Annotated in this window: 17 protein-coding genes; 12 read left to right on the forward strand and 5 right to left on the reverse strand. The window is 60.6% G+C overall.

Going from position 1 to position 21,716, the window contains the following annotated elements:
• The 3 genes from ACTF58_RS10630 to ACTF58_RS10640 all read left to right on the forward strand — a co-directional run.
• A partial coding sequence (locus ACTF58_RS10630; protein ID WP_438991951.1) for a glycine cleavage T C-terminal barrel domain-containing protein occupies positions 1–2,500 on the forward strand: 2,500 nt, incomplete at its 5' end.
• On the forward strand, positions 2,493–3,053 hold the full coding sequence (locus ACTF58_RS10635; RefSeq protein WP_438991952.1) for a sarcosine oxidase subunit gamma: 561 nt from the start codon (positions 2,493–2,495) through the stop codon (positions 3,051–3,053). The genes ACTF58_RS10630 and ACTF58_RS10635, both read left to right, overlap by 8 nt.
• Before the next feature lie 113 nt (positions 3,054–3,166).
• Entirely contained in the window at positions 3,167–3,964 is a 798-nt protein-coding gene (locus tag ACTF58_RS10640) for a gamma-glutamyl-gamma-aminobutyrate hydrolase family protein (RefSeq protein ID WP_438991953.1), read from the forward strand.
• A gap of 115 nt (positions 3,965–4,079) precedes the next feature.
• Here ACTF58_RS10640 and kynU read toward each other — a convergent pair whose 3' ends face one another.
• Positions 4,080–5,273 (reverse strand): kynureninase, encoded by a 1,194-nt coding sequence (gene kynU / locus ACTF58_RS10645; protein WP_438991954.1) that lies wholly within the window; start codon positions 5,271–5,273, stop codon positions 4,080–4,082.
• A 149-nt stretch (positions 5,274–5,422) separates the two neighbouring features.
• On the opposite strand from kynU, the gene ACTF58_RS10650 reads away from it, so the two are divergent.
• The 6 genes from ACTF58_RS10650 (at position 5,423) to ACTF58_RS10675 (ending at position 11,857) form a co-directional block, all read left to right on the forward strand.
• Positions 5,423–6,388, forward strand: coding sequence for an MBL fold metallo-hydrolase (locus tag ACTF58_RS10650; protein WP_438991955.1), 966 nt, complete (start codon positions 5,423–5,425; stop codon positions 6,386–6,388).
• A complete protein-coding gene (locus ACTF58_RS10655) occupies positions 6,385–6,801 on the forward strand; it encodes a rhodanese-like domain-containing protein (protein WP_438991956.1) in 417 nt (138 codons plus the stop codon). Before ACTF58_RS10650 ends, ACTF58_RS10655 begins: the two co-directional genes overlap by 4 nt.
• The gene (locus ACTF58_RS10660; RefSeq protein ID WP_438991957.1) at positions 6,801–7,241 is read left to right on the forward strand and encodes a methyltransferase family protein; all 441 of its coding nucleotides are present in this window, start codon (positions 6,801–6,803) and stop codon (positions 7,239–7,241) included. The genes ACTF58_RS10655 and ACTF58_RS10660 overlap by 1 nt, the downstream gene beginning before the upstream one ends.
• Positions 7,242–7,392: 151 nt before the next feature.
• The gene (locus tag ACTF58_RS10665; RefSeq protein ID WP_438991958.1) at positions 7,393–8,964 is read left to right on the forward strand and encodes a Re/Si-specific NAD(P)(+) transhydrogenase subunit alpha; all 1,572 of its coding nucleotides are present in this window, start codon (positions 7,393–7,395) and stop codon (positions 8,962–8,964) included.
• A 13-nt stretch (positions 8,965–8,977) separates the two neighbouring features.
• The gene (locus ACTF58_RS10670; protein WP_438991959.1) at positions 8,978–10,411 is read left to right on the forward strand and encodes an NAD(P)(+) transhydrogenase (Re/Si-specific) subunit beta; all 1,434 of its coding nucleotides are present in this window, start codon (positions 8,978–8,980) and stop codon (positions 10,409–10,411) included.
• Between the two features lie 162 nt (positions 10,412–10,573).
• Complete coding sequence (locus tag ACTF58_RS10675) at positions 10,574–11,857, forward strand: DUF3422 family protein (protein WP_438991960.1); 1,284 nt, start codon at positions 10,574–10,576, stop codon at positions 11,855–11,857.
• On the opposite strand, the gene ACTF58_RS10680 is transcribed toward ACTF58_RS10675, so the two are convergent.
• The 4 genes from ACTF58_RS10680 to ACTF58_RS10695 all read right to left on the reverse strand — a co-directional run bounded on the left by ACTF58_RS10680 (position 11,793) and on the right by ACTF58_RS10695 (position 16,923).
• Positions 11,793–12,875, reverse strand: coding sequence for a YeeE/YedE family protein (locus ACTF58_RS10680; RefSeq protein ID WP_438991961.1), 1,083 nt, complete (start codon positions 12,873–12,875; stop codon positions 11,793–11,795). The two genes, ACTF58_RS10675 and ACTF58_RS10680, sit on opposite strands and share 65 nt — an antisense overlap.
• Positions 12,876–13,103: 228 nt before the next feature.
• Positions 13,104–14,072 carry an ABC transporter permease gene (locus ACTF58_RS10685; protein ID WP_438991962.1) on the reverse strand — a complete coding sequence of 323 codons (969 nt, stop codon included), beginning with the start codon at positions 14,070–14,072 and terminating at the stop codon, positions 13,104–13,106.
• Positions 14,065–15,129, reverse strand: a complete 1,065-nt coding sequence (locus tag ACTF58_RS10690; RefSeq protein WP_438991963.1) for an ABC transporter permease — start codon at positions 15,127–15,129, stop codon at positions 14,065–14,067. Before ACTF58_RS10690 ends, ACTF58_RS10685 begins: the two co-directional genes overlap by 8 nt.
• A gap of 90 nt (positions 15,130–15,219) precedes the next feature.
• Positions 15,220–16,923, reverse strand: coding sequence for a peptide ABC transporter substrate-binding protein (locus tag ACTF58_RS10695; protein WP_438991964.1), 1,704 nt, complete (start codon positions 16,921–16,923; stop codon positions 15,220–15,222).
• 281 nt (positions 16,924–17,204) lie between these two features.
• On the opposite strand from ACTF58_RS10695, the gene ACTF58_RS10700 reads away from it, so the two are divergent.
• The 3 genes from ACTF58_RS10700 to ACTF58_RS10710 all read left to right on the forward strand — a co-directional run bounded on the left by ACTF58_RS10700 (position 17,205) and on the right by ACTF58_RS10710 (position 21,711).
• Positions 17,205–19,025, forward strand: a complete 1,821-nt coding sequence (locus ACTF58_RS10700; RefSeq protein ID WP_438991965.1) for an ABC transporter ATP-binding protein — start codon at positions 17,205–17,207, stop codon at positions 19,023–19,025.
• A gap of 182 nt (positions 19,026–19,207) precedes the next feature.
• Positions 19,208–20,371: an acetylornithine deacetylase gene (gene argE, locus ACTF58_RS10705; protein WP_438991966.1), complete on the forward strand. Its 1,164-nt coding sequence runs from the start codon at positions 19,208–19,210 to the stop codon at positions 20,369–20,371.
• Entirely contained in the window at positions 20,368–21,711 is a 1,344-nt protein-coding gene (locus ACTF58_RS10710; protein ID WP_438991967.1) for an NAD(P)/FAD-dependent oxidoreductase, read from the forward strand. The genes argE and ACTF58_RS10710 overlap by 4 nt, the downstream gene beginning before the upstream one ends.
• Positions 21,712–21,716 lie beyond the last annotated feature (5 nt).

Raw genomic sequence — 21,716 nt, forward strand, 5'->3', positions numbered from 1 at the left:
CGCCGTGATCGGCGGCGGGCTTGCTGGCTTGCAAGCGGCCAAGACGGCGGCTCTCTCAGGCGCGAAAGTGCTTCTTATGGAGCAGGACCCGTTTTGGGGCGGGCGCGCCTCTGTGGATGGCGGCGAACTCGATGGCGCACCTGCGGCGGAGTATGTCGCGCGGCTTGTGGCCGAGCTTGAGGGCATGGACAACGTCACGCTGCGCACGCGGATGATGGGCGCGGGGGTCTATGACCACGGCTATCTTCTGGGCTATGAGCGCCTGCGCGACCATGCGCCAGAGCTGGCGGGGCCACGCCACCGCCTTTGGAAAATCCGTGCGGCGCAAATTATTACCGCGACAGGCGCGATTGAGCGGCCCCTTAGCTTTGCGGGCAACGACATCCCCGGTGTGATGCTGGCGGGGGCTTTGCGCGACTATATCGCCGATTATGGCGTGAGCGTGGGCGACCGTGTGGTTGTTGTGACCAACAATGACGACGCATACAAAACGGCCATGGCTGTGAAGGCGGCGGGTCTTGATGTGCCTGTGATCCTTGACGCCCGTGCAGGCGGCGGCGGGGCGATTGCCGATGAGGCGCGTGCGCTTGGTATTCGTGTCGAAAACGGCAAGGCGATTGCCAAAGTCACGGGCGGCAAGCGCGTCAAATCTGTCAAGATTTGTGCGCAGGCGGGCGAAGGCGGTGTGCTTGAAGAGATCGCTTGCGATGCGGTGGCGATGTCTGGTGGTTGGTCGCCTGTTGTGCACCTCTGGAGCCATTGCGGCGGCAAGCTTGTTTGGGATGAGGAGCACGCGATGTTCCGCCCTGACGAGACACGGCCACCTTTGGGCGCAACAGGCGAGGGCTTTGTTATCCCTGCGGGTGCGGCAAACGGCGTGATGGATATGGGCGTGGGTCTGGCCGATGCCGACCATGCGGGGCGCAAGGCTGTTGAGGCGCTTGGGCTGACGGCGAAGTCTGTGACATTGCCAGAGTTTGAGCAGGCCGTTGAGGCGCCGCTTGAGCCTGTCTGGATGATGCCGCAGGGGGCTGGGCCGAAGCTTCGCATGAAGGCGTGGCTTGATTATCAGAACGATGTCAAAGTCTCTGATGTTCAGCTTGCGGCGCGCGAGGGCTATGAAAGTGTCGAGCACACCAAGCGCTATACCACGCTTGGCATGGCGACCGACCAAGGCAAGCTAAGCAATATCAACGGCTTGGCTGTTTTGTCGGAAACACTTGGGCAGGCGATCCCCGAGACGGGCACAACGACTTTCCGCCCGCCTTACACGCCAATTTCGATTGGCTCTATTGCGGGGGAAGCGCGCGGCGAGGTCTTCCAGCCTGTGCGCCAGACACCGATGCACGCGTGGCATGAGGCCAATGGCGCTTATTTTGAGCCTGTCGGCCAATGGCGGCGCGCCTATACCTATCAGCGCGCTGGCGAAAGCGTGCATGAAGCGGTGAACCGTGAGATCTTGGCGACGCGCGAGAGCCTTGGGCTTCTGGATGCGTCAACGCTCGGCAAGCTGATCGTCAAGGGGCCTGACGCGGGCAAGTTCCTTGATATGCTTTACACCAATATGATGAGCACGCTGAAGCCCGGCAAATGTCGCTATGGCTTGATGTGTTCTGAAAACGGGTTTCTGAGTGATGACGGCGTGGTTGTGCGGCTCGATGAGGAGACTTTCCTGTGCCACACCACCACGGGGGGCGCCGAGCGCATCCACGGCCATATGGAAGAGTGGCTGCAGACCGAATGGTGGGACTGGCAGGTCTATGTGACCAATGCGACAGAGCAATGGGCGCAAGTGGGCGTTGTCGGGCCGAACTCGCGCAAGGTGCTTGAGAAGCTTGGAGGCGTTGATGTCTCTAAAGAGGCGCTTGGCTTTATGGAGTATACGAGCGGCAAGCTCGGCGGCTTTGATGCGCGGATCTTCCGGATCTCCTTTGCGGGCGAACTTAGCTACGAGATTGCTGTACCTGCCTCTCAGGGCCGCGCGCTTTGGGATGCGCTGTTTGAGGCGGGGGCGGAGTTTAACGCGACCGCTTATGGCACCGAAGCGATGCACGTGATGCGGGCCGAAAAGGGCTTTATCATGATTGGCGACGAGACTGACGGAACCATCATTCCACAGGACTTGGGCCTGTCTTGGGCGATCTCCAAGAAGAAGGAAGACTTCCTTGGCAAGCGCGCACAGGAGCGGGCCTTTATGGCCAACTCAGAGCGCTGGCAGCTTGTCGGGCTTGAGACGGTCGATGGCTCGGTTATTCCGGACGGGGCCTATGCTGTCGCGGAGGGCCATAACGCCAACGGCCAGCGCAATGTAGAGGGGCGTGTGACCTCGACCTATTATTCGCCGACTTTGGGCAAGGGCATTGCTATGGGCCTTATTCATAAGGGGCCTGAGCGGATGGGCGAGACTGTGGACTTCCCCGGAACCGACGGGAAGACCTATAGCGCCAAGATTGTGAGCGCGGTTTTCTATGACCCTGAAGGGGAGAAGCAAAATGTCTGATGTGAGAAGCGCCCTTGCTGGCGCGAGCTTTGAGGGAATTGCGCGCGTCAAAGAAGCGGGCTTGCGCGGGATGATCAGCTTTCGCGGCGATCTGTCGGCCAGCAAGGTGAAGGCGGCGTTGAAGGCGGTGAGCGGTGTTGATATGCCCAAGAGTCGCGGCTGCAACGTGACGGGCGAGAGCGGCTTGGCGTGGATGAGCCCGGATGAAATGCTTATTTTGGTGCCTCACTCGGAGGCGCAGGCGGCTCTTGATGCGCTCCATAAGGCGCTGAAAGGCCAGCACTTTATGGCCGAGAATGTCTCTGATGCGCGGGCTGTCTTTACGGTTTCGGGGGCGCACGCGCGCGAAGTGATTGCCAAGCTGGCACCTGTCGACATGAGCGGCTTTGAGGCGGGCGAAATCCGCCGCACGCGGATCGCTCAGGTGGCGGCGGCCTTCTGGATGCATGAGGCCGATGCGCTGACGGTGGTCTGCTTCCGCTCGGGGGCGGAGTATATGTTTGGCACGCTCAAAACGGCCGCGCAGGCGGGCAGCGAAGTCGGCGTTTATTAAGCTGCGCGCCTGCCTCATTTATATGCAGGGCCTCCGTCTTATGCGGGGGCCTTTTGCACGTCTTGCGCAAGAGAGGCTTTTCTTAATCAAAATCCCGTATTACCTAAGGGGCTATGAAACATGATACGCCCAAGCGCCGCCCTGTTGTGGGGATCATCGGCAACCAACATTTGATCAATGAAACCTACCTCACCCACGGCGGTGGGGTGATGAACACCGAGGCTGTGGCGCAGGTGGCGGGCTGTTTGCCTCTGTTGATTGCGGCCGATCCGCGGTTTGTCTCTGTGGATGAGCTGATGGAGGTCTGCGACGGGTTTCTGCTCACGGGGGGGCGGCCCAACGTGCACCCCGAAGAATACGGCGAGGCCGAGACAGAGGCGCATGGCGAGTTTGACCGCGCGCGGGATGCGGTTGTGCTGCCGCTGGTGCGGGCCTGCGTTGCGCGCGGCCAGCCGTTTTTAGGCATTTGCCGTGGCTTTCAGGAAGTGGCCGTGGCCTTTGGCTCCACGCTGCACCCCGAAATCCGCGATTTGCCGGGCCGCGACAATCACCGGATGCCGCCCGAGGGCACGCTTGAGGAAAAATTCGAACTGCGCCATGAGGTCCGCTTTGAGACAGGCGGGCGCTTTCACGCGCTGCTCGGCGCTGAGGCTGTTATGACAAACACGCTTCACGGCCAAGGCATCTGCAAGGCGGGGCCGCGTGTTGTGATCGAAGGTCATGCCCCTGACGGCACGCCTGAGGCGATCTACATCAAGGACGCCAAGGGCTTTACCATGTCTGTGCAGTGGCACCCTGAATGGAACGCCGCCAATGACCCTGTCTCGCGGCCGCTGTTTGAAGCCTTCGGCGCCGCCACCCGTGACTGGGCCGAACACAAAGCCCGCGCGGCGCAGCACTCACCCGCCTAAGGCGAGGCGCTCTAGTCCTTTTTCTTTCTCTAAATATCCTAGGGGGGTGTGGGGGGACAAGGTCCCCCCATCGGGTCGGATTTTGCGAAGCAAAATTCGAAATCAGGTGACAGGTTTACGTTACTGCCGCGCGCGCATGATATTCAGGCTTGTCCCAGAGCTTGCCCGCCATGACCTCTTCGATCACATCGCAGGCGCGCAGAACGTCGCCTTCGTCAATGAAGAGCGGCGTGAAGCCGAAGCGCATGATGTTGGGCGCGCGGAAGTCGCCGATGACGCCGCGCGCGATCAGCGCCTGCATGGCGGCGTAGCCCTCTTCAAAGGCAAAAGAAATCTGGCTGCCCCGCGCCGCAGGGTCGCGCGGGCTGGCGAGCGCGAGCATTGGGCAGCGGCGCTCGACCTCTTCCAGAAAGAGCTGGGTCAGCGCTTGGGAGCGGGCGCGCAGATCGCTCATATCGACGTCGTCCCAAGCGTCAAGCGCGGCCTCAAGGCTCGCGAGCGCGAGGATCGGCGGGGTGCCGACGCGCATCCGCTCGATGCCAGCGCCGGCGCGGTAGCCCAGATCAAAGGCAAAGGGCGCTTCATGGCCGAGCCAGCCCGAGAGGGCGGGGCGCACCTCTTCGGCGTGTTTTGGAGCGACATAGATAAAGGCGGGCGCGCCGGGGCCGCCGTTGAGATATTTATAGGTGCAGCCCACGGCGAAGTCGGCGCCTGCCTCGGACAGCTTGACGTCGGTTGCGCCTGCGGTATGGGCCAGATCCCAGATCGTGAGCGCGCCGACGCTATGGGCTTTTTGGGTCAGCGCTTTCATGTCGTGCAGACGGCCTGTGCGGTAGTCGACTTCGGTGATCAGGGTCACGGCAACCTCTTCGGTGATATTTGCCTCGACCTCTTCGGGCGCGACGATGCGCAGCTCGTGGCCTTGGTCGAGCGATTTGATCAGGCCTTCGGCCATGTAGAGATCGGACGGAAAATTGCCACTGTCTGAGAGGATGACTTTGCGCTCGGGGCGCATTTCAAGGGCGGAGGCGAGCGCCTGATAGACCTTGATCGAGAGCGTGTCGCCCATGACGACATGGCCCGCCTCGGCCCCGATCAGCTTTGCCACGCGGTCGCCGACCTCTGTGGCCTTTGCCATCCAGCCGGCTTTGTTCCAGCCTGTGATGAGCATTTCGCCCCATTCTTCTGTCATCGCCTTTGCCACGCGGGCGGGGGCGGCTTTGGGCAGGGGGCCGAGCGAGTTGCCATCCAGATAGATCATCCCGTCGGGGATATGGAACAGGGCTTTGGTGGCGGCGAAGTCGGTCATCGGCTATCCTTTTGCGCGGGGGCGTTCTGTCTGGTTGGCATACCTTACGGGGTGTTGCGGCGAGGGCAAGGCGGATAGGGTTAGAAATGCGTTAGACATTCATGTGAATGAATGTGTATGCTGTGCGAAGAAATGCAGGAGGGGTGATTATGGTGCGTGTTTCAGGGTTTTTGGCGGCGGTTTTGAGTGCGGGTGGCTTTTTGGCGGCTGCGGCTTTTGCGAGCGAGGATATTGCCGACCAGTATCCCGCAAGCGAGCTGTATTCAAAGCCATATGAATTTATCCCTCATGTCTACTCCGCGATCGGGGCGACGGCTCCGCCGACCTATGAAAACGCAGGGCATAACAACAACTTGAGCTTTGTTGTGACGCCTGAGGGGGTTGTGGTTGTCAATGGCGGGGCCTCGGCGCGGCTGGCGGCGGCGCTGCATGAGGAGATCAAGGCGGTGACAGATCTGCCTGTCAAACTTGTGATCAACGAGAACGGGCAGGGCCATGCCTTTTTGGGCAATTCTTACTGGGCGGATCAGGGCGTTGATATTCTCGCCCATGAAGATGCGATTCACGAGATGGAAGAGAACGGGCATTTCATCCTTGAGGGGATGAAACGTTACAACCGCGACAGGGCCGAGGGCACGCGGGCTGTGGCGGCGAACCTGAGTTTTACCGACCGCTATGACTATGAGCTTGGTGGCGTCAAATTCGAGATCCTGCATCTCGGGCCTGCCCATGGGCCGGGTGATACGCAGGTCTGGATTCCTGAGTGGAGCATGATGATTGCGGGGGATATTGCCTTTCACGAGCGGATGCCGCCTTTGTTTGGCGATACCTGCTCCAAATGCTGGGTGGAGACCTTTGAAGAGAAGTTTATCCCGCTCGCGCCGACTTATGTGATCCCCGGACATGGGCATCCGACCAATCTGGCGCTGGTGACGCGGGGCACGGTTGACTACCTCAAGGACCTGCGTGCCAAGATCGGGGCGCATATTGAGGAGGGCGGCGACCTTGGCGGCGCGTATTATGTGGACCAGTCCCGATGGGAGCATCTGGACACCTTCGAGGAGCTGGCCACCAAGAATGCGGGCCGTGTCTTTGAGGAAATGGAATGGGAATGAGCTTGAAGGCTGCTGTTCTGGGCCTCGCGTTTTTGGCGGGGCCTGCGCTGGCGCAGGAGGAGGCCGTGGCCGAGGCTGTGCAGAGCTATATGGATTTTGCCACCTATGAGCAGGGGATTATCCTGCCCCAGCAGATCGACGCCGATGTGTTTGCGGCGGCGACCTTTATTGACACCCGCGATGCGGAGCAGTTTGCGGCGGGGCACATTGCGGGCGCACAGAATATCGAGTGGCGCGAGGTGCCTGCGCGTCTTGGGGAGCTGCCCGAGACTGGCATGGTGATTTTCTATTGCAACACCGGCTCTTTGAGTGCGCAGGCGACGTTTGCGGCGCGGCTTTTGGGGCATGAAAATGTGGTTGTTTTGCAGTCGGGCTACACGGGCTGGCAGGACACGGCGGCTTATAAGCCGTGATGCGTTGGGTTGATCTTCCGCCTGTCTGGCTGGTTGGCTTTGTTGCGCTGGCCTGGGGGCAGTCTGTGCTTTTGCCCTTGAGCGGGGGGCTGCCGACGGCCCCGTTCGGCTTTGCGCTCATTGGCACGGGGGCGGCGCTTATGGGCGCGGCTGTTGTGCAGATGTATCGTGCCAAAACCACGATCATTCCGCGCCAAGAGGCCTCCCAGCTTGTGATGGGGGGCGTCTTTAGCCTGAGCCGCAACCCTATTTACTTGGCGGATGCGCTCGTTTTGGCGGGGTTTGCGCTCTCTTGGGGGGCTTGGCCGAGCCTTGTGCTTGTGCCTGTGTTCATGTGGCTGATCAGCTGGCGCTTTATCGAGGGCGAGGAAGAGGCGTTGCGACAGAGCTTTGGCACGGCGTTTCAGGCCTATGAAAAGGAGACACGCCGTTGGCTTTAAGCGGGGTGGTATCGAAGAAACTTTCGGGGGATGCCGCGATGCGGCATTGACTTCTTGAAGAACTTTTACAAAAGTCGAATGGGTATTCGGCGCAATAATGTTTCGTGGCCGAACGGGCCGAGACGAAAGACAAACCAGAGGGGACGCTAACGTGATAATAGGAACGCCAAAGGAAGTGTTTGCAGGCGAGGCGCGGGTGGCTATGACGCCTGCCTCGGCGCTTGATCTGCAAAAACTCGGGTATGAGTGCATGATCGAAAGCGGTGCGGGCGCAGGCGCGGGCTATTCGGATGCGGATTATAAGGCCGCTGGCGTGAGCGTCAAAAAATCGGCTGCCGCCCTTTGGAAAGACGCTGACATCATCGCCAAGGTGCGCCAGCCCGAAGCCGAGGAGCTGAAGCACCTTAAGGCGGGCAAGACCCTGATTTCCTTCTTTAACCCTGCGGTGAACGAGGCGGGCATGAGTGCCGCGAAGACCAAGGGCGCGAATGTGATTGCGATGGAAATGGTGCCACGGATCAGCCGTGCGCAAAAAATGGATGCGCTCAGCTCCATGGCCAATATCGCGGGGTATCGCGCCGTTATCGAAGCGGGAAACAACTTTGGCCGCTTCTTCACAGGCCAGATCACGGCGGCGGGCAAAGTGCCGCCTGCGAAGGTTCTGGTTGTGGGGGCTGGCGTTGCGGGTCTTGCGGCCATCGGCACCTCGACGAGCCTTGGCGCGATCACCTATGCGTTTGATGTGCGCCCAGAAGTGGCGGAACAAGTCGAATCAATGGGCGCCGAGTTTGTTTACCTCGACTTTGAGGAAGACCAGCAGGACGGCGCGGCGACGGGTGGCTATGCGGCGGTTTCCAGCCCCGAATTCCGCGAGGCACAGCTTGCGAAATTCCGCGAGCTGGCACCTGAAGTGGATATTGTGATCACCACGGCGCTGATCCCGAACCGTGAGGCGCCAGAGCTTTGGACCGAGGATATGGTCAAGGCGATGAAAGCGGGCAGCGTGATTGTCGACCTTGCCGCCGAGAAGGGCGGCAACTGTAAGTTGACTGTGATGGACGAGAAGATCGTGACCGAGAATGGTGTGACCATCATCGGCTACACCGACTTCCCGAGCCGCATGGCGACGCAGGCGTCAAACCTTTATGCCACCAACATCCGCCATATGATGACCGATCTGACGCCTGAGAAGGACGGGCAGATCAACCACAATATGGAAGACGATGTGATCCGTGGCGCGACTGTGACCTTTGGAGGCGAGATTACTTTCCCGCCGCCACCACCGAAAGTGGCTGCGATTGCGGCCAAGCCCAAGGTTGAGGTGAAGGAGCTGACGCCAGAGGAAAAACGCGCCGCAGAAGTGGCCGCCTTCAAGCAGCAGACCAAGAACCAAGTGACGCTTCTGGTCGTTGGGGCCGTGCTTTTGCTCGGTGTCGGGCTGGTTGCGCCGGCGAGCTTTATGCAGCATTTCATCGTCTTTGTGCTGGCGGTTTTTGTTGGGTTCCAAGTGATCTGGGGCGTGGCGCATTCCTTGCATACGCCGCTTATGGCTGTGACCAATGCGATCAGCTCGATCATCATTTTGGGCGCGTTGATGCAGATCGGATCCGGCTCTTTTCTTGTCGTCCTTTTGGCGGCGGCCTCGGTCTTTATGACGGGGATCAATATCTTCGGGGGCTTCCTCGTCACACGGCGAATGCTTGCCATGTTCCAGAAATCTTAAGGGAGGCTTGATCATGGAATTCGGTTTCACAACAGCGGCTTATGTAGTTGCCGCAATCTTGTTTATCCTCTCGCTGGGTGGCCTTTCGGGGCAGGAAAGTGCGAAGCGCGCGGTTTGGTACGGGATTGCGGGGATGGCTTTGGCTGTCGCGGCAACGCTTGTCGGGCCTGGTGCGGGCTACTGGCTTTTGTCGATCATGATGATCGCGGCGGGCGGGGCCATTGGCTATCAGCTCGCGACCAAAGTGCAGATGACGCAGATGCCAGAGCTTGTGGCAGCGATGCACTCGCTCGTTGGTTTGGCGGCTGTTTTTGTCGGCTATATCGCGCATATCGAGCTTGGCCGTGTCATGGCGATGGACGACACGGCGAAGAAGGCGCTTGAGGGCTTTGCTGCGCTTCTGGCCAAGAAAGACGGCGTCGAGATTGCCATTCTGCGGGTCGAGCTTTTCCTCGGGGTGTTTATCGGGGCGGTGACCTTCACAGGCTCGGTGATTGCTTATGGCAAGCTTGCTGGCAAAGTGGACAGCGCGGCCAAAAAACTTCCGGGGGGGCATATTCTGAATGCTGCCGCGGCGGGCGTCTCGCTGATCACGCTGATCTGGTATTTCAACACCGGTGGTTTCATGCCGCTGTTCATCATGACGCTGGCGGCCTTGTTTATCGGCTATCATCTGATCATGGGGATCGGGGGCGCGGATATGCCTGTGGTTGTGTCGATGCTCAACTCCTATTCAGGCTGGGCGGCAGCGGCGATTGGCTTTAGCCTTGGCAACGACTTGCTGATTGTTGTTGGCGCGCTTGTTGGCTCCTCTGGTGCGATCTTGAGTTATATCATGTGTAAGGCGATGAACCGCTCGTTTGTCAGCGTTATTCTTGGCGGATTTGGTGGCCCTGCGGGCGAGCAAATGGCTGTGGAAGGCGAGCAGATTGCCATTGAAGCGGACGGTGTTGCGGCGGCTCTGAATGAGGCGGATTCTGTGATCATCATTCCCGGGTATGGCATGGCTGTGGCACAGGCGCAGGCCGGTGTGGCCGACCTTGTGCGCAAGCTGCGCGCCAAGGGAAAGAACGTGCGCTTTGCCATTCACCCCGTTGCGGGGCGTTTGCCGGGGCATATGAACGTGCTCTTGGCGGAGGCCAAAGTGCCTTATGACATCGTCATGGAAATGGACGAGATCAACGAGGACTTCCCCTCGACAGATGTGGCGATCGTGATCGGCTCCAACGACATCGTGAACCCAGCGGCGCAAGAAGACCCCAACAGCCCGATTGCAGGGATGCCTGTGCTTGAGTGCTGGAAGGCGAAGCAGGTTTTCGTCTCCAAGCGCGGGCAGGGGACGGGCTATTCGGGGATCGAAAACCCGCTCTTCTTCAAGGAGAACACGCGGATGTTTTATGGCGATGCCAAGGCGAGCCTTGATAAGCTTTTGCCGATGATCGACTGATCTTTTGCAAATGAGAGTTGGGAGGGCGTCCTTTGAAAGAGGGCGCCCTTTTTTGTGTTTGGTATACATAAGTATTCCGCTAACATATTGATTTTGCGACAAATTGCGCATTTACTTAAAGGCTGAAGGCGGTAAGCTCTGCCCAACAGAGGAGAGCATTCAATGACGGCCTTGCAAGACCATCCGCAGCGATACGAGCTGGCCAACGAGCTTCATGCGCGTCCGTTTCCGAGCCTTGCGGCCACGGCTACCGCTGTGTTTGTGGCGTTGCGCCCCACGCGGGACGCAGCAGGGCGGGACCGCGCGGCGGATATTGCGCATCTCTGTGCGCTTTTGGACCGCTATGGTGCGGCGCACCCTGCGCCGGATGCGACGCATTATTCAGGCCAGATCGGGCGGCATACGCTGAAGTGGGAGAGCCACACCGAGTTTGTGACCTATACGGCGTTTTTCGCGGGCGTCTCGGACCGTGCGTTTGACGCAGCGGATTTTGATATTTTTCCGGATGAATGGCTTGCGGCCTCTGGCATGGAGCGGGTGACGAGCGCTTTGGTCAGGGTTGTGCCAAGCCCGCCGCCCGAGGCGATCAAGGCGGCGCTGGCGGAGTGGTTTGTGCCTGAGAGCGTGGCTGTGGCACAGGTGCTGGACGCGGCGGCTGTGATTGCGGGGGATTTTCACATCGACCCGAACGGGCATATGCGGTTTGCTGTGTTTGTGAACGCGGGCACGGGGCCGCAGCGCACCGGACGGATTGTGCAGCGGCTCTGCGAGATCGAGACCTATAAGACGCTCTCTATGCTGGGGTTTGCGCGGGTGCGTAGTCTTGGCAAGCCGCTGGCCAAGTTTGATGCGCAGCTCTCTGGTTTGATGGAGGATATGACGCTTTCAGAGACGCCAGCGGAGGCGACTTTGGACGAGCTTTTGAGCGTGTCAGCCGAGCTTGAGGCGCTCTCGGCGGCGGCGGCGTTTCGCTTTGGGGCGACGGAGGCCTATGAGGCGATTGTGCATGAGCGGATCGCCGTTTTGCGGGAGACGCGCTTTGAGGGGCGGCAGAGCTTTGGCGAGTTTATGATGCGCCGTTATGATCCTGCGATGCGCACGGTGGCGGCGACGCGGGCGCGCCTGAGCAAGATGGCTGACCGTGCGATGCGGGCGGGAGAGCTGTTGCGCACGCGGGTTGAAGTCGAGCGCAGCGCGCAGAACTCGGCCCTCTTGGAGAGCATGAACAAGCGGGCTGATGTGCAGCTTCGGTTGCAGCAGACGGTGGAGGGGCTGTCTGTGGTTGCGATCAGCTATTATGCTGTCAATCTGGTGAGTTACGCGGCTTACCCCTTCGCCAAAGCCGTTGGGGGCATGGAGAAGGGGATGGTCAGCGCGCTGGTCACTCTGCCGGTTGTAGGGCTTGTGTGGTGGCTCGTGCGGCGGATACGGAACCGCTTTCATTGAGCAGACGGCCCGTGATTTTGGCGCCTGTGATGATCGCGGCGAGGGCGAGGAAGGCGGCAAAGCCGAGCGTCGGGAGGCCTGAGAGGCCTGCGCCAAGGGTGCAGCCGCCTGCGAGCACGCCGCCGATCCCCATGAGAAGTGCGCCAAGCGCGTAGCGGCCTGTCTGGGCGGGACTGTCAAAGCTCTGCCACTGGAAGCGGCCAAAGACGAGCGATGAGGCGGCCGCGCCTGCGAGGATACCGCCGACAAGGCCGACGCCGAAGCCCGGTGTGATCGAGGTGCTGGCGATCCCCCAGAAGAGCGTGGCTGTGGCGGGGGCCGTGAGGCTGAGGCTTTCGGCCATGATCGGATCGAACTCGTCAAAGAGCACATAGCCTGTGCCGACCCATGCGGCGGGCACAATCAGGCCGATCAGCACTGCGAGGGCGAGGTTGAGCTTGCTTGCGCCTGAGCGCAGGGCGAGGGCGAGGAATAGTGCCGCCAAGGCCGCCGTATAGGGCAGCGCACCGCCGGGCAGCGCCGCGAGAGATGTCAGCGCGCCCAAGGGCAGCGTGACGCTGGCAAGGCTTGAAGAGAGCGGGGCAAAGACGCCTTTCAGCGCAGCGTGAGCCGCAATCGCGAAGAGGACGAGCACAAAGGCGGCGCGCAGGTTGCCCGAGCCTGAGAGCACAGCGAGGCGCGAGGCACAGCCGCGTGTGAGCACCATGCTTGCGCCAAAGGCGAGACCACCAAGGACGATGGCGAGGACGGGCAGATCGGAGGCCAGCAGCCTGTGGCCCTCAAAGCTGATGAGGCCTGTGGCGACACTGGCCTGTGTCCCGATCAGGGCTACGGCGAGGGCCATGAGCCAGACGCCACCCGCTGAGCGGCGCTCGCTCTGTTCGGCGCTCACGAGCGCGCGGCGCAGACAAAAGCGGGTGATCTCTGCGAGCACGCCGAAGGCCACGCCAAGGGCGAGGGCCAGATAGAGGCTGGCTGTGACGGGGGTCAGGGTTTCAAAACCGAAGGATTCAAACATGGGGCGTCTCCGCACTCTGGGGGCTGTTGTGTCTGAGGTGGCGGGATTTGGCGCGTGAAACAAGGGGAGGGCTGCGGCGCGCAGGGTGTCCGCGCAGACATCTGTTCTGCGGTGGTGCAGGCTTTGGGGCGGTGTTCTCGGCGGGCGGTCTCTGTGGAACAAAAGACCAAACGCGCGCCCGAGAGCGGGACGCGCGTTTTTATTTGCAGGATATGGGTTGGGAGCGGGTCAGCGGCCTCTGATGCGCGGATCGAGCGCGTCGCGCAGCCCGTCGCCGAGGAAGTTGACCGCAAGGACCGTGAGCGAGATCGCGATTCCGGGCAGCATGACGCGCTCGGGGTATTCTGTCATCCGTGGCACGGAGTCTGCGAGCATCTTGCCCCATGTCGGGAAGTCTGACGGGAAGCCGACGCCGAGGAAGGAGAGCGAGCTTTCTGTGATGATCGCGGTGGCGAGGCCGAAGGTGGCGGAGACGACAATGGGCGAGACCACGTTGGGCAAGAGGTGGCGGGTGATGATGCCGCGCGAGGTTGTGCCTGCGGAGCGGGCGGCAAGGACGAACTCGCGCTCTTTCAGCGCCAGAACATCGCCGCGCACGATCCGCGCGGTGTGCATCCACGAGGTGATGCCGATCACCCCGACAATGAGGATAAACATCCCGCCTTCGGGGCCAAAGTTTGCTCTGAGCGGCTGGCGGAAGAGCGTGACCGCGACCAGCAGCAGAGGCAGGATCGGCAGCGACAGAAACAGATCGGTCAGGCGCATGAGGGGGCCGTCGAGCTTTTTGAAATAGCCAGCCAAGACGCCCACCATAGCCCCGAGAAAGAGCGAGAGCAGCATGGCGGCCCAGCCCACGGCCATGGAGGTGCGCCCGCCTGCGAGCATATTGGCAAGGCCGTCACGGCCGAGCTGGTCGGTTCCGAAGGGGTGCTTCCAGCCTGTTTTTGCCTCAGAATCCCAAATCGCGGTATAGATCGGGCGATAATCTTTGGCGCGGATGTCGAGCTTGCCCGGATCAACCTGCCAGATCAGCGAGCCAAAGAGCACCGCCAGCGTGATGAACAGCAAGAAGCTGCCGCCGATCATGGCGCCTTTGTGCTGGCGGAACTGGAGCCAGACCTCGCCCCATTGGGAGCGGTGCGGCTTGAGCGGCTCGTTGTCTTGGAGGGCCTCGATGGCTTGAATTTCGTCAGTCATAGCGGATCCTTGGATCAAGCACGCCGTAGAGCACATCGGCGATGATATTCGCCATGACAATCAGGAAGGCGAAGATAAAGGTGAGTGTCATAACCATGGGCATATCGGAGGCAAAGAGCGAGGTGATCAGCAAGTCGCCAATGCCGTTGACCTTAAAGACCCGCTCGGTGATGATCGAGCCGCCGAAGATCCCGGGGATGGCGAGGGCGATCACTGTGACCACGGCAATCATCGAGTTGCGCAAGACATGGACCAGCAGCACCACGCGCTCGGGCAGGCCCTTGGCGCGGGCGGTGCGGACGTAATCCTGCTTGAGGTTGTCAAGCATCGAGGCGCGCATGAAGCGGCTGATCTGGGCTGTGACTTGCAGGGCAAGGACCATGACGGGCATGATCATCTGTTTGAGTTGATAGACGAAGCTGTCCCAGTCGTTGACCACATGGGTTGTGTCATAGATCGAGGGGAACCAGCCGTAGTAGACCGAGAAGATCACGATCAGCAGCGGGCCTGTGAAGAAGGGCGGCACGGAGAAGCCGATCATGGTGATGAATGTGCCAGCCTGATCAAAGGCGGAGTATTGCTTGTAGGCCGAGTAGATGCCGATTGGAATGGCGATCAGGAAGGCCACCACATAGGCCAGACCAACCACCCAAAGAGTTTGGGGCAAGCGCTGGATCACAATGTCCATCACGGGGGAGCGGGTCTGCCAGCTGATGACGCGCAGATCGCAGGGGCCGTCAACACCCGGACCACAGGGGGTATAAAAGTCGGTGTTGGGGAGCCAGCCGAGCAGGGAGCTGTGATTGGTGAGCCAGTCGATCAGCACCAGAGGCTCGATCCAGAACATCTGCACCAGCCATTTCCAGAACTGGATATACCACGGCGCGCCAAGGCCGAGGGCTTCGCGCATCTTCTGTTTGACTTCGGGGGGCACGGTCAGGGGCACCTGCGCCATAGGATCGCCGGGGGCGAGCTGGAGCAGCAGGAAAATAATCAGAGCGATAAACAAAAGCACCGGAACGGAGAGAAAGAGCCGGCGTATCGTATAGGTCAGCATGAAGCGGGGCCTTGGTTTATGGGTCTGTTATGGAGAGGCGAAGGGGCAGGCGCCCCGCAGTCGCGGGACGCCCAGAAAGCACGTGGCGTATCAGTCGATACGATACCACTCGGCGGCATCCCAGAGCTCTGAGTCCCACACGTTGAGCACGTGGCCGCCCAATGTGTTGGATTGGCCCGAGACGCGACCGCGGTGCACAAGGCCCACGATGGTGTGGCTGTCTTTGGTCAGCATATCGTTCATCTTCTTGGCGATTTCACCGCGCTTGGCGATGTCGCCTGTGCGGCCCAGCTCGTCAATCAGAGCGTCATAGGCCGGATCGCAGAAGCGGTTGATGTTTTCACCCTGCCACTGGCTTGAGGGCTTGGGCTCGTTGCCACAGCGGTAGGCCGCAAGATACTGCTGCGGGTCTGTGCCGTTGAAGGTGTTGGCATACATCTCGATGTCTGCGTAGAACTTCTGGAACGTGTCGGGCGAACCAGGGTCGCCGCCGAAGAAGACAGAGGCGTCAAGGTTGCGCAGTTCTGTTTCAACACCGATTTCTTCCCACCACTGTTTGATCAGGGCTTGGAAGTCCTGACGCACGGCGTTGGTTGATGTTTGATAGAGCAGCGAGAGTTTCTTGCCGTCTTTGTCGCGCACGCCGTCGCCGTCTGAGTCTGTCCAGCCGGCTTCTTCAAGCAGGGCTTTGGCGCGGTCCATATCCTGCGTCAGGCAGAATGTGTTCATCGAGGCATAGTTTGCTGGTGATGGAACCAGATCGCAGGTGGGCTTGCCCGCCTTGCCATAGCCAACTTCAACGAGCAGATCACGGTCAATCGAGATTGACAGCGCTTCGCGGACGCGGATGTCCGAGAGGATCGGGTGTGGATGGGCAACAGTCGAACGCTCGCCTTCGGGAAGGTCGGGCGAGGGGTCTGTCATGTTCATTTCAAGGCGTTCAACCAACGGGCCAAAGCCTGTGACGGCTTTGCCTTTGCCGCCTTCTTCGAACTTCGCGATTACATCGGGCGCGAGCTGAAGGTTCCAAGCGTAGTCCATTTCGCCTGTTTCAAACACCGCACGGGCCGAGGCCACCGCATCGCCGCCGCCTTTGAGAACCATTTTGGCAAATTTGGGCTTGTCGGCTTCGCGGTAGTTCGGGTTGGCCGAGAGCGTGATCACGTCGTTTGGCTTGAATTCGTCAACAACGAAAGCGCCTGTGCCGATCGGGTTGAAGTTGGCCTCGGTGCATTCGGGCGCTTTGGCGCCTGTGCACTCGGCAAACTGCGCCGCTTGGATCACCGGCGACTGGCCGCCCACAAGCGGGCCATAGGGGTTTGGCTTGGGTTCGTTGAAGGTGATGACAAGGGTCATGTCATCTGGTGTCTCAAGGCTTTTTACGCCATCAAAGAACGCCGCTTGGGCGCAGCCGCCTTCGGGGTTCATGCAGTATTCGGCGGTAAACTTGGCGTCATTTGACGTCACCGGCGTGCCGTCTGACCAGAGAATGCCGGGGCGGATTTTCCATGTGATTGTGGTGAGATCCGCACTCACGCCGCCATTGGCCACGGTGGGCACTTCGGCGGCCACGAAGGGCACAAGCGCGCCGTTTTCGTCATAGCGGGCGAGGGGTTCGATCACCAGTGAGGCGGCTTCCACATCTTTTGTGCCGCCTGACAGGTAAGGGTTCATGATCGAGGGCGCTTGCCAGTAGATCACATTGACTTGGCCGTCAGAGCCGCGCTCGGCCATGGCCGCGGGGGCCATAACAAAGGCTGCTGCTGCACCGAGCAGAAGGGTTTTGACTTTCATGTTTCTCTCCATGTTGAACGCAGCTTGCGCTGCGTCTGGTCTTTTGCCGCGCGTGTCGCGGTTTTGTCGGGGTGGGTGGCCAGCTTCCAGCCTTCGCCAGTTGATCTGACGTTTCCCCACAATGGAGACCATACGACACAGAGATTCGCAAAAATGCAAGTCCTTTGAAAGAGCGCTTCTGCGAACCTAACGGAACTTTGTGCCGTGCTTGCGCAGGGTTTGACAGCGCGACCTTTGGCTCTGTAGCGTGGGGAAATCTGCTATGAAGGAATGGCTCTCTGATGCTTGATCACCCCCTTGCGACCATCGAAAACCTGCGCGTTGAATTTCAGACCAAGGACGGCCCTGTTGTCGGGGTTGAGGATGTGTCCTTTGAGATACGTGCGGGCGAAACTGTTTGTATCGTTGGGGAATCCGGCTCGGGCAAGTCTGTCTCCTCGCTCTCCTTGATGCGGTTGATCGAGTATGGCGGCGGCGATATTGCGGGGGGACGTCTGCTCTTTAAGCGGGGCAGCGGCGAGGAGATTGACCTCGCCCAGACCGACCAGAGCCTGATGCGCACGATTCGCGGCAACGAGATCGGCATGATTTTTCAGGAGCCGATGACGGCGCTCAACCCCGTCTTTACGGTGGGCCGCCAGCTCACCGAGGGCCTCAGGATGCACAAGGGCCTGAGCAAGGCCGAGGCCGAGGCGCGGGCGCTCGAGCTGCTCAAGCAGGTGCGGATTCCCGAGCCTGAGCGGCGGCTGGCGCAATATCCTCACGAGCTGTCGGGCGGGATGCGCCAGCGGGTTGTTATCGCGATGGCGCTGGCTTGCGAGCCGCGCCTTCTGATTGCGGATGAGCCGACCACGGCGCTGGATGTGACCATTCAGGCGGAGATCCTTGCGCTGATGGACCGCCTCAAGCGTGAAACCGGCACGGCTGTTATGTTTATCACCCATGATATGGCGGTGGTGGCGCAGATGGCGGACCGTGTTGTTGTGATGTTTCGCGGTCAGAAGGTCGAGGAGGGCTCTGTCGAGGACATCTTCGAGCGCCCGCAGCACAATTATACGAAAGCGCTTCTGGCCGCCGTTCCCAAGCTCGGCGAGATGCGTGGCAAGGCCTATCCCGAGCCGATGAAACTTCTGGGGCGCGCGGGCCAGAACCTTGACCCGATCAAGGGCAGTGAGGAGGTTTTGCTTGAGGTGAAGCACCTCACAACGCGCTTCCCTGTCAAGGGCGGGTTCTTTCGCCGCACTGTGGCCAATGTTCATGCAGTTGAGGATATTTCCTTTACTATCAACAAGGGTCGCACGCTGAGCCTCGTGGGGGAGAGCGGCTGTGGCAAATCCACGGCGGGGCGCTCGCTTTTGCGGCTGGTGGAGCCGCAATCGGGGCAGGTGCATCTGGATGGCAAGGATATCATGGCGCTTGGCGGCCATGATCTGCGCGCCGCGCGGCTCGATATGCAGATGATTTTTCAGGATCCGTTTGCGAGCCTCAATCCGCAGATGAACCTGATGAGCCAAGTGGCGGAGCCTTTGCAGAACTATGGCGTGGTCAAGGGGCAGGAGCTTCAGGACAGGATCGCGGCGCTGTTTGATCGTGTCGAGCTGCCACGCTCGTTTTTGCGCCGCTTTCCGCATGAGCTTTCGGGCGGGCAGCGCCAGCGCGTTGCGATTGCGCGGGCTTTGGCGCTGAACCCCAAGTTGATTGTGGCCGATGAGGCCGTGAGCGCTTTGGACGTTTCGGTGCAGGCGCAGGTGCTTAATCTGATGATGGAATTGCAGGCAGACTTGGGGCTGTCCTATCTCTTTATCAGCCATGATATGGCCGTGGTGGAGCGGGTGAGCCATGATGTTGGGGTGATGTATCTCGGGCGGATTGTCGAGATGGGGCCGCGCGCGGCGGTGTTTGAGAACCCGCAGCACCCTTACACGCAGGCTCTGATGAAGGCGGTTCCGATTGCCGATCCGCGCAATCGCAAGGACGAGCGCGAGCTGAATTTCAAGCCGATCCCGTCGCCGATCCACCCTGTGGGATATGAGGCGGCGCCCTCGGAGTATCGCGAGATTGGTGCGGGTCATTATATTTTGACCACGGACAGCGGGTATTAACAGGGGCTATCGGGAGAGCGGTTTCGCCTGCTGGCGCAGGCGATCCGGTGGGGGCTCTGCCCCACACGCAGGTTTAGGTGGGGGCTCTGCCCCCACACCCCCGGGATATTTCCGGAAAGAGGAAGCAGGGGGGCATTTGGAGGCTGTGTGGAGCGGATCAGGCGGCAGATCAGGAGAAAGACATGGGCCTATTGAGTGCATTTGAGATTATGGAGGCTTTGGTGAGCTTTCCCACGGTGAGCCGTGATCCGAACACCGATCTGATTGACTGGGTGGAGAGCTATCTGGCGGAGCATGGGATTGTCAGTCACCGGCATTGGCGCGACGGGGCGGGCACGCATTGTGCTTTGTTTGCGCATATTGGCCCTGAGGTCGCGGGTGGGGTTGTGCTCTCGGGGCATACGGATGTTGTGCCTGTGGACGGGCAGCCCTGGAGCTCGGATCCCTATACTGTCACCGAGCGGGACGGGAAGTATTACGGGCGCGGGACCTGTGACATGAAGGGGTTTGACGCGCTGGCGATCTGGGCGCTGGTGGAGGCCAAGCGGCGCGGGGTGAGACGGCCTTTGCAGATTGCCCTCAGTTATGACGAGGAGGTCGGTTGCACCGGCGCGCCTGCGATGATTGCGGCGATGCAGGGGGTTTTGCCCAAGGCGGAGCTGGCCATTATTGGCGAGCCGTCGATGATGAAAGCCGTGAACGGGCATAAGGGCGGCGTGGGGATCGCGACCCATGTTGTCGGGTTTGAGGTTCACAGTTCGATCATGCACCGTGGTGTCAGCGCTGTGATGGAGGCGGCCAAGCTCTTGGACTGGGCCAATGAGGCCAATGCCGAGGCGATGGCGGCCACGCCTGATCCGCTGGCGGCGATGTTTGATCCGCCCTGGACCAACGCCCATGTTGGCACTATCGAAGGCGGCACGGCGAATAACATCACCGCCAAGGACTGTCATTTTATTATGGGGTTTCGGGTTGTTCCGAGCGAGACCAAGGAGGACTGGATCGCGCGCTATACCGCTAAGGTGCGCGAGGTCGAGGCTGCGATGCAGGCCGTGCAGCCTGCGGCGCGGATTGATCTTGCGCCGTTTTTTGATGTGCCCGGACTGAAGCCCGAGGAGGCGGGCGCAGCGGAGGCTTTCGTGCGCCGTTTGACGGGGGACAACGCGAGCCATGTGGTCAGCTATGGAACCGAGGCGGGACAGTTTCAGGAGGCGGGGTATTCGGCTGTGATTTGTGGGCCAGGGAGTATCGAGCAGGCGCATCAGCCGGATGAATATATCACCATTGCCGAGTTTGACGCGGGGCAGCGCTTTATGGAGCGTTTGCTTCTGGAGCTGGCGGCATGACAGGGGGCATTCCCTTGGGGCTGCAGGCCGCGCCCGAGCATTCGGGCGCTTTGCCCGCTGAGGCGGACGCCGTGATCATTGGTGGCGGGGTCATCGGGATTTGCGCGGCCTATTATCTGGCGCAGCTTGGCTTGAAGGCTTTGGTGCTGGAAAAGGGCCGTGTGGCCGCCGAGCAGAGCGGGCGCAACTGGGGTTGGATCCGCAAGACAGGGCGCGACTATGCCGAACTGCCGATTGTGATCGAGGCGCAGGAGCGTTGGGAAGAACTTGCTGCTGTCTGCAAGGACGACTTTGGGCTGAAGCGGTCTGGCGTTACTTTTTTGCCTAAGAATGAAACGCAGCTAGAGAAATACGAGGCTTGGGCGCGCGACTTTGGCGCGGCTGCTGGCACAGAGATGCTGAGTGCAGCACAAGTTGCCGCGATGCTGCCTGATGCGATTAACCCTTGGGGCGGAGCGATGCACACGCCAAGCGACATGGTGGCGGAGCCGTTTGAGGCTGTGCCTGCGATTGCGCGGGCGGCTGTGCGGGCCGGGGCTGTGATCCGCGAGGGCGTGGCTGTGCGCGGGCTTTTGCGGCAAGGCGGGGCTGTGAGCGGGGTTGTGACTGAGGCGGGAGAGGTCAAAGCCAAGCTGGTGCTTGTGGCCGCGGGGGCGTGGTCTTCGCTTTTTCTGCGCCGTGAGGGGGTAAATATTCCGCAGCTGTCTGTGCGCTCCAATGTGCTCGCGACGACGCCGATGCCCTCTTTCTTTGAGGGAGCTGCGGGGGAAGATGCGATGTCGTTTCGCCGTCGCAAGGACGGCGGCTATACGATGGCCTCGCTTGGGGTCAATCACCTCTGGGTCGGGCCTGACGCGCTGCGCCACGTGCCGCATTATCGCCAGCTTATTGTCGGGGGCGACTTTGGCATGAGTTATCGCCCCCCTGCGCCGAAAGACTGGCCCGACGGGCTGCTGACCAAGCGGCGCTGGCAACTCGATGAGGAGACGCCGTTTGAGCGGATGCGGGTCTTGGACCCTGCGCCGAGCGACAGAGCGCTTGACCGGATGCTTGACAAATTTGCCGCGCGGTTCCCCAAGGTGGGGCGGCCCAAGGTGGCGCGGCGTTGGGCGGGGATGATTGACACAATGCCTGATGTTGTGCCTGTGGTGGACCATGCCCCCGTTGAGGGCCTCAGCATTTGCACGGGGATGTGCGGCCATGGCTTCGGGATCGGGCCTGCGTTCGGGCGGATCATGGCGGATATGATGCTGGGACGTGACGTCGGGCATGACCTCACGCGGTTTCGACTTGCGCGGTTTGACAACTATGCCAAGCTCGAGCTTGGGCCTGATGTCTAGGGCCT

This window comes from Lentibacter sp., assembly GCF_965657785.1.
GTDB lineage: Bacteria > Pseudomonadota > Alphaproteobacteria > Rhodobacterales > Rhodobacteraceae > Lentibacter.

Bases quoted from the DNA above. Each gene is read 5' to 3' on its own strand.
- ACTF58_RS10635 (WP_438991952.1), top strand. From the start codon at position 2,493: ATGTCTGATGTGAGAAGCGCCCTTGCTGGCGCGAGCTTTGAGGGAATT.
- ACTF58_RS10640 (WP_438991953.1), top strand. From the start codon at position 3,167: ATGAAACATGATACGCCCAAGCGCCGCCCTGTTGTGGGGATCATCGGC.
- kynU (WP_438991954.1), bottom strand. From the start codon at position 5,273: ATGACCGACTTCGCCGCCACCAAAGCCCTGTTCCATATCCCCGACGGG.
- ACTF58_RS10650 (WP_438991955.1), top strand. From the start codon at position 5,423: ATGGTGCGTGTTTCAGGGTTTTTGGCGGCGGTTTTGAGTGCGGGTGGC.
- ACTF58_RS10655 (WP_438991956.1), top strand. From the start codon at position 6,385: ATGAGCTTGAAGGCTGCTGTTCTGGGCCTCGCGTTTTTGGCGGGGCCT.
- ACTF58_RS10660 (WP_438991957.1), top strand. From the start codon at position 6,801: ATGCGTTGGGTTGATCTTCCGCCTGTCTGGCTGGTTGGCTTTGTTGCG.
- ACTF58_RS10670 (WP_438991959.1), top strand. From the start codon at position 8,978: ATGGAATTCGGTTTCACAACAGCGGCTTATGTAGTTGCCGCAATCTTG.
- ACTF58_RS10675 (WP_438991960.1), top strand. From the start codon at position 10,574: ATGACGGCCTTGCAAGACCATCCGCAGCGATACGAGCTGGCCAACGAG.
- ACTF58_RS10680 (WP_438991961.1), bottom strand. From the start codon at position 12,875: ATGTTTGAATCCTTCGGTTTTGAAACCCTGACCCCCGTCACAGCCAGC.
- ACTF58_RS10685 (WP_438991962.1), bottom strand. From the start codon at position 14,072: ATGACTGACGAAATTCAAGCCATCGAGGCCCTCCAAGACAACGAGCCG.
- ACTF58_RS10690 (WP_438991963.1), bottom strand. From the start codon at position 15,129: ATGCTGACCTATACGATACGCCGGCTCTTTCTCTCCGTTCCGGTGCTT.
- ACTF58_RS10695 (WP_438991964.1), bottom strand. From the start codon at position 16,923: ATGAAAGTCAAAACCCTTCTGCTCGGTGCAGCAGCAGCCTTTGTTATG.
- ACTF58_RS10700 (WP_438991965.1), top strand. From the start codon at position 17,205: ATGCTTGATCACCCCCTTGCGACCATCGAAAACCTGCGCGTTGAATTT.
- argE (WP_438991966.1), top strand. From the start codon at position 19,208: ATGGGCCTATTGAGTGCATTTGAGATTATGGAGGCTTTGGTGAGCTTT.
- ACTF58_RS10710 (WP_438991967.1), top strand. From the start codon at position 20,368: ATGACAGGGGGCATTCCCTTGGGGCTGCAGGCCGCGCCCGAGCATTCG.